Raw genomic sequence first — 7688 nt, forward strand, 5'->3', positions numbered from 1 at the left:
TGTGCTGTGCTGTGCTGTGCTGTGCTGTGCTGTGCTGTGCTGTGCTGTGCTGTGCTGTGCAAGTAATATATAAAGAGAGTAGATGTGTTGGTTGCTTGATCGATAGATGGTGTTATCTATTTGAATGGAGAGATTCTATGGAAGTACCAACAGTAAGTGTAAAAGACATGTTGCCGTTTCAACGGCCGCGAGAGAAGTTTCTTACCCTAGGGCCATCCCATATGGCGATGGAGGAACTATTAGCTATTTTATTGCGTACAGGGGTTAAGGGGCAGTCGGCCATTTCCTTAGCTAGCGATATCGTGCAATCCTTTGATGATGGCGTATATGGTTTGAATCGAATGACCGTTGAAGAGCTTATTAAAATCAAGGGTATTGGTACAGATAAAGCGGTAACCTTATGTGCAGCTCTTGAGATGGGGCGGCGATTAGGGGAACTTAAAATCAAGGAAACTTATGAAGACTTTTCCCAACCCTTTGTGATAGCTCAATATGTAATGGAGCGTTTGCGCCACGAAGAGGTAGAGCATGTGTGGGCGGCGATGTTGACGTCTCGAAATAAGTTAATTCAGTTAGAACATATTTCTAATGGAGGGTTAGTATCTAGCCTTGTAGAGCAGCGTGCTGTTTTTAAGAAGGCCATAGCGTGTAATGCGGCGGCCATTATTTTAATACATAATCATCCATCCGGCGATAGTCGTCCTAGTGATGAAGATATACGACTAACCAAGTTATTTGTCAGTGCAGGTCAGTTCATGGGGATACCTGTGTTAGATCATATCGTCATTGGTGATAATGAATTCACTAGCCTTAGTGAAATCGGTAAACTCAGTTAAGTTATCCTTATATGATAAGGTTTAAAACCGTATAATTATGGCTTTATAGTTTGTTGTATCAGTAAATAAGCACTCATAATGATGCGTTCTTTATTATGTCTAGTAAATAGAGAATGCATCATGATATGGGTGCTTTTTCTATTTTATTCGACCTATAGGTGGCTTTGTAATGTATCACTTGTGAGTGTGTAAATTATGTATGACTTAAGGGTACTTGAATTATGCATTTTCTGTGCTTTTAACAATGGTAAAAGCCTTGATATTAATAGAAAAAGTCGCATTATATGTGGTAAAATGGAATGATGATGTAATGAAGGAGATTTTACTATGAGTTCCATTTTACCTACTCTAGGAAAAGATGTAAGTATAGATATTGGGTCCATACAGACGCGCCTCATGGGGGGGACGCGAGGAACCGTTATAAGCGAGCCATCTATTATAGCCACTGATACGAAACAAGAAAAAGTAGTAGCCGTTGGGGATGAAGCGGCTCGTCTTGTATTGCGTATGCCGGATATGTGGCGACCTTTGACACCGTTGAAAGATGGCTTTATTGTGGACTATCGCGTTATGCATACGATGCTTAACTATTTTCTGAATAAGGTATCTAATGCATTGCGTCGTGCTCGAGTTCTTGTTGGTGTTCCTTGTGGGATGACTGATGTTGAGCAAAGAGCGATGATGGATGCCGTTATTCAGGCGGGAGCCCGCGAAGTATTTCTTATTGAACGTCCTGTGGCTGCAGCTATTGGTTGCGGTGCACCTATCTTTGAAGCTCGTGGATCTATGGTCATTGATATTGGTGGTGGCACCGTAGATATGGGTATTGTTTCATTGGGCGGTATTGTAGATAGCAAAACTATACGCTTTGGTGGCTCAGATATCAATAATGCATTGCTACGCTATGTACGCGAGTGTTTTGGGGTTATCGTTTCTGATGAAATTATAGAGGATATTAAGCATACCGTAGGCACTGCTATGGCACCATTAGAAGATGCGGAATATGCCTTTCAAGGCCGTGACATGATGAATGGCTTAGGTAGACGTTGTGTCATTCATCAGTCTGAAGTATACCAAGTTGTTAATGACTGTATCGGAGGTCTTTTGGATGAATTAAAACAAATGATTCGTTCCGCTGAACCTGAAATTGTAGCCGATATTATGCAATATGGAATCTACCTCACTGGTGGTACAGCGCAACTGTCTGGCTTGGCAGAGCGTATTGGTGGCGAATTAGGTGTGCCTGTACACGTTCCCGATGCACCTGAGACGAAAGTTGTTGTAGGCCTTAATGGGGCTTCATCGGACTTAGTGAGCTTATCGCGATTTATTGTAAATTCTAAAAATAGAAAGGGCCAAGACTAATATGATACAGTCAGATAAAAAGTTAATTATCGTCGTTGTTATTAGCTGTATCCTATTGGCTTTGCTCGGATTTGCATGGAAACAACGAACTAGTATTCCTTTTGTTACTGTTACTCTTGAAGGTATTACAACACCATTTGCCTATGGCTCTGCACGCTTACTTGACGGTGTGCAAACAGGTTTCACAGTGCTTAATAATGCTATTTCTGCAACGATTGAAAGTGATGAGGAAGCATCTCGTAAAGCTGCCTTAGAACAAAAGGTAGTTAACTATGATGAGGTAGTGGCAGAAAATATTCGACTTCGCCAGCTTCTTAACTATAAGAGTAGTCATCCGGAATTTTCCATGACATTGGCTGGTATTATTACAAAGGATTACGGTACATGGACAAATACTTTCACTATCGATAAGGGCAGTGAAGATGGAATGGCCGTTAATATGGCTGTCGTTGTACCAAGTGGGGTAGTTGGTTTTATTACCGATGTGTATCCTCATTCCTCTCGTGTGCAAACTATTCTTGACCCGCGTAGTGCAATCGGTGTTATCGTACAGCGTCCTGAATCTCGTTTATCTGGTGTTGTAAAAGGTGATGGAGATTCACCTCGTACACCATCAATGGTAAATATTGCTCGTGATGGCGATGTATTAGTAGGGGATAAATTAATAACCTCTGGGTACGGTGGTATCTATCCAAAAGGATTACCTGTTGGTAATGTACAGTCTATCGAAAATGATACAGAAGGCTTTGTTAAGAATGCCGTTATCACACCTAGTGTAGACTTTTACCGTTTGGAAGAGGTGTTTGTTCTTACATCATCTTCTGTTAGTGCACCACAAAAACCAGGGCTTGAGCCTAAGCTTGTACCTCAAACACAACGAGATCAAGTAGAAGGGGCAAAGGGGGCCGTTAAACCATGACGCGTCTAGCTTTAGTCCTTTGTGGATTCTTAATTTATTTTATACAGGCTCAATTGTTGCCTGCTATTTTTCATACGAATTGGTTACCCAATTTAATTTTGACCATCATTGTTATGGTTACTCTTTTTAAAGGGCGTCGTATGGGAATAATGGCCGCTGTTATAGGTGGTATCGTTCATGATGTATTGATATCTAATTTCTTTGGGCTTCATTTATTCCCTTACGTTCTTGTGGTTTACCTATTATCCGCTGTAAAACATAGACTCTATGAAGAACGTTGGTATTGGTCTAGTGCTATTGTTGCCATATGTACCTTGCTAGATGGTTTTATCCGTAGCCTTATGATCTTGGCTAGTGGTGGGGATTTGCATATTGGCTTATATATGTGGCATATGGTTATTCCTGTATTGTTTTGGAACGGCGTATTGGCTGCTATCGTACATGGATTGTTGTGGCGTAAGGATGAACAACAAGATTATATTTGGTAATAATTTGGTAAGGGGGTGAAAGAGTGCTTGAAGGCCTCTATAAACGAAGAAAAACGAGTCGCTTTGATGTACTCTTTTACATTGTAGCGGGCATATTCATAGTATTGGCATTGCGTTTATTTATGCTACAAATCTTGGCTGGCGGTTATTATCAAGCTAAGGCGGAAGGTAACCGTCTACGCATGGTACCGATGACTGCAGCACGAGGCATTATGTATGATCGCAATGGTCAAATTCTTGTAGGCTCTAGACCTGCTTATACAATATCTATCATGCCTACAGGAAAGGCTTTGGACGATGGTGAAGTGGCTAAATTAGCAGCTTTATTGAAAATGAAGCCTGAAGATATTAAAAAGAAGGTTAATGATCACAAGTATGGCTATGAGCCAATACGTATCGCTAATGATATTTCAATGGACGTAGTAACAACCATTGAAGAGCATCGACATGAATTGCCGGGGGTAACGATTGATGTTGAGCCACTTCGATACTATCCATACGAAACGATGGCTTCTCAACTATTTGGTTATGTTGGTGAAGTAAGCGAAGAGGAATTAGAAGAGTTAAAACAGCAAGATCCTAATACACTGGTAAGTGGTGGTACTATTCTAGGTCGTTCTGGCCTTGAGAAATTATATGACTCTATCTTGCGTGGCACTGATGGTGGTAAGCAAGTTGAAGTCGATGCTACAGGTCGTCCTGTAGCTGAGGTAGATAGAAAGCATACAGTACCAGGATCTAATATTCATTTAACCATTGATGTAAACCTTCAAAAGGCTGCTGAAGAGGCTGTTAAGAACCAGCTTAATCAGTTGCGTGCTCAAGGTATTCCGGCACAAGGGGCAGCAGTGGTGGCTATGGATCCTAATACAGGGGCTATTTTAGCTATGGTCAGCGCTCCTGAATTCAATCCAAACTGGTTTGCGAAAGGCATTACAACGGCTCAATGGAATCAGTTAAACAATGATAAAAATCATCCATTTGATAATAAGGTTATTTCTGGTGAATATCCTCCAGGTTCACCGTTTAAGATTATTACTGGTACGGCCGCATTAGACCTTAAAAAGGTTACTCCTGAAGAGATGATCTTTGACAGTGGTAAGCACTGGTTGATCGATAAACGAAATGCGGAAGGTGAAGCATTAGGTTGGCTTAATTTTAATAAAGCACTTGCTAAGTCTGACAATGTTTACTTCTATGAAATGGGTAATCGTGTAGGCATAGAAAATCTCGATAAATATGCTGCGTATTTTGGCATAGGTGAAAAGACTGGTATTAATTTACCGGGTGAGGCCGCTGGCATTATGGCAAGCCCTGAGTATAAACGAAAAGTATATGATGAAGATTGGTACTTAGGGGAAACCTTTGATGCCGCAATTGGTCAATCCTTCACATTGGTTACGCCATTACAAATGGCCGTAATGCTCAGTGAAGTGGCTAATGGAGGTATTAAATATAGACCATATGTGGTAAGCCGCATCGATAATAAAGATGGCACGCCAAAAGAAATTTTTGGACCTGATAAATTAGGGATTCTACCAGTTCCTAAAAATATTATGGATCTCATTCGAGAAGGCTTGCGTGATGTAACGAATGAGGGCGGTACAGCAGGGGATTTATTTAAAGGATTCCCTATAAATGTAGCGGGTAAAACTGGTACTGCGGAAAACGCACATGGCCGAGATCATGGCTGGTTCGTAGCCTATGCACCATATGATAAACCGCAAATTGTTGTGGTTGCACTCGTTGAACAAGGTAGTTTTGGTGCCGGTTCTGCAGGCCCAATCGTACGAGATGTGTTAGCTGCATATTTCAATGTACCATTGAATAAAAAAACGAATGATACAAATACTAAAAGTAATAAAGATGCTGCCACTGTAGGCAATACGACGAATGGTCAAAAACCGGAGAAGGCAGTAACTAGTGGGCAACCAAGAAAGGATTAGTATGGGCGAAATCATTGGTGTTGTATCCGGCAAGGGTGGCGTAGGTAAAACGACTGTCACCGCATGCTTGGGTGCAGCCTTAAGTCATGCAGGGCACCGCGTATTGCTCTGTGATGGGGACTTTGGATTGCGCGATTTGGATCTTGTGTTAGGTGTAGCAGATGAAATCATCTATGATGCACTAGATGCGAGTGAAGATAAAGAATATACAGATGATGCTATTGTATCAATTGCAGAAAATCTAGATTTCTTACCGGCTAGTCAAAGTGCGCGTTGGGAAGATATAGGTCGTAAGAAGTATAAGAAATTAGTTCGTCGACTTTGTGATGTATATGACTATATTTTGATTGATGCTCCAGCCGGTATTGGTAAGGGCATAGAATCTATTTTAGACTTGGTAAATCGCTGTATTGTTGTAACACATCCGTTATGGGTATCCTTACGTAATGGAGCGCGCATGATTCAAGTGTGTGAGGAACATAATATTCGCGATTTTGCTATTGCTTTTAATGCAGTACCTACAGATGGTGAAGACCTAGACTTATACGATATGCTAGAAGTTCTTCGTGCCGAATATGTAGGGGCTATGATTCCTTATGATGAAGATGTGTTAACCTATACACAAGATGGACAGCTGTTAGATTTAGCTTCTCATGAATTCCGCAATGTATTAGCACCTCTTGTGGACTATGTTGTAACTGGGGATTGCTGGGAAGATTATGATGTACAAAAGCAATTTGATGCCTATGTAGCGAAGAAAAAGGCTGCTACAGAAAAAAAAGGTACACCTACACTTGCTGCAGCTGGTGAGTCTATCTTTGAAGACTCGAATAATGTTCTCTATATTAATCGCGGCGGTTGGACTACTCAGCGCTTATTAGTGCAAGGTAAGCAAAGCTTATGGCGCCGTCGTAAATTGAAATAGGTGATATGATGTGGCGGAAACTATGGAACGATAGCGACTGGGCTATTATCATATGTACTTTCTTACTTGTTTGTATTGGTTTAGCAGCCATTGGCAGTGCAACCCATGTTAATCAAGAGCCTATTGGATTTGGTAGTTTAGTAGTAAAACAACTCATATTTTTCCTAGCTAATGTAGCTGTTGTGATAGGTATGCAGTTTCTTAACTACCATCGCCTAAAGGATTGGGGTAATATCATTTACGCCATTACCCTTTTGATGTTGATTGCCGTTATGGCCGTTGGTACCTCTGCATTGGGGGCCCAACGCTGGATTCAATTGGGACCTATTACGATTCAACCATCAGAGTTTTCTAAATTGCTCATGATTATTTGCATGGCTAAAATGCTAGAGCCTCGTATTGGCAAGTTAGATACATTTAAATCATTAATATTGCCTGTATTATATGTTGGGGTACCTATTGCACTCGTATTCTTACAGCCTGACCTAGGTACATCTCTTGTGTATATTGCTATTTTTGTGGGCATGTTATTTATTTCTGGTATTAGAACAAGACTCATAAAAATTATTGCAGGCACCGGTTTATTATTGATGCCTTTGGGGTGGTTCGTACTGAAAGAATACCAAAAACAACGTATTCTCGTATTTTTAAATCCAGATATTGATCCTTTTGGATCTGGCTATCATATTATTCAGTCTAAGATTGCCATTGGTTCAGGTTTGATTTTTGGTAAAGGTATCTTTAATGGTACGCAAAGTCAGTTGAACTTCTTACCAGAAAACCATACGGACTTTATTTTCTCCGTTATTGGTGAAGAATTTGGTTTTGTAGGTTGTATCATTGTGTTATTCTTGCTCTTTATGCTCATTTATCGAAGCATTAAAGTAGCCTATATGTGTAATGATAATTTTGGTATGTTACTAGCTACAGGTATTGCTACCATGTTTACCTTTGAGGTACTCGTTAATGTAGGTATGACTATTGGTATTATGCCTGTTACAGGGATTCCATTGCCATTCCTTAGCTATGGTGTTAGTGCGTTGACTACTAATATGTTGAGTATCGGTATTTTGTTAAATATTGCTATGCAACGGACGAAATATATTTTTTAAAACCCTATTTTTAGGATTGATTGTGAAAGAAGTCTTTCAGAAAAGACGGAGGATGTATGATTCAATTAGATACGTCATGGTTACAACATGTCCAAAA

At 40.4% G+C, this 7688-nt stretch carries 7 protein-coding genes; all 7 read left to right on the forward strand.

Annotated elements, in window-relative coordinates:
- The first annotated feature begins 137 nt into the window (after positions 1–137).
- The 7 genes from radC (at position 138) to rodA (ending at position 7591) form a co-directional block, all read left to right on the forward strand.
- A complete protein-coding gene (radC, locus tag QZ548_RS06150) occupies positions 138–836 on the forward strand; it encodes a DNA repair protein RadC (protein ID WP_295820229.1) in 699 nt (232 codons plus the stop codon).
- Between the two features lie 327 nt (positions 837–1163).
- Entirely contained in the window at positions 1164–2201 is a 1038-nt protein-coding gene (locus tag QZ548_RS06155) for a rod shape-determining protein (protein WP_105089431.1), read from the forward strand.
- A gap of 1 nt (position 2202) precedes the next feature.
- A complete protein-coding gene (mreC, locus tag QZ548_RS06160) occupies positions 2203–3120 on the forward strand; it encodes a rod shape-determining protein MreC (protein ID WP_105089430.1) in 918 nt (305 codons plus the stop codon).
- Positions 3117–3608 (forward strand): rod shape-determining protein MreD, encoded by a 492-nt coding sequence (gene mreD, locus QZ548_RS06165; protein WP_105085900.1) that lies wholly within the window; start codon positions 3117–3119, stop codon positions 3606–3608. Before mreC ends, mreD begins: the two co-directional genes overlap by 4 nt.
- Before the next feature lie 23 nt (positions 3609–3631).
- Complete coding sequence (mrdA, locus tag QZ548_RS06170) at positions 3632–5554, forward strand: penicillin-binding protein 2 (RefSeq protein WP_295869101.1); 1923 nt, start codon at positions 3632–3634, stop codon at positions 5552–5554.
- A gap of 1 nt (position 5555) precedes the next feature.
- The gene (locus QZ548_RS06175; protein WP_295869102.1) at positions 5556–6479 is read left to right on the forward strand and encodes a P-loop NTPase; all 924 of its coding nucleotides are present in this window, start codon (positions 5556–5558) and stop codon (positions 6477–6479) included.
- A gap of 8 nt (positions 6480–6487) precedes the next feature.
- Complete coding sequence (rodA, locus tag QZ548_RS06180; protein WP_005386038.1) at positions 6488–7591, forward strand: rod shape-determining protein RodA; 1104 nt, start codon at positions 6488–6490, stop codon at positions 7589–7591.
- Positions 7592–7688: the final 97 nt, after the last annotated feature.

This window comes from uncultured Veillonella sp. (assembly GCF_915069625.1).
Classification (GTDB): Bacteria; Bacillota; Negativicutes; order Veillonellales; family Veillonellaceae; genus Veillonella.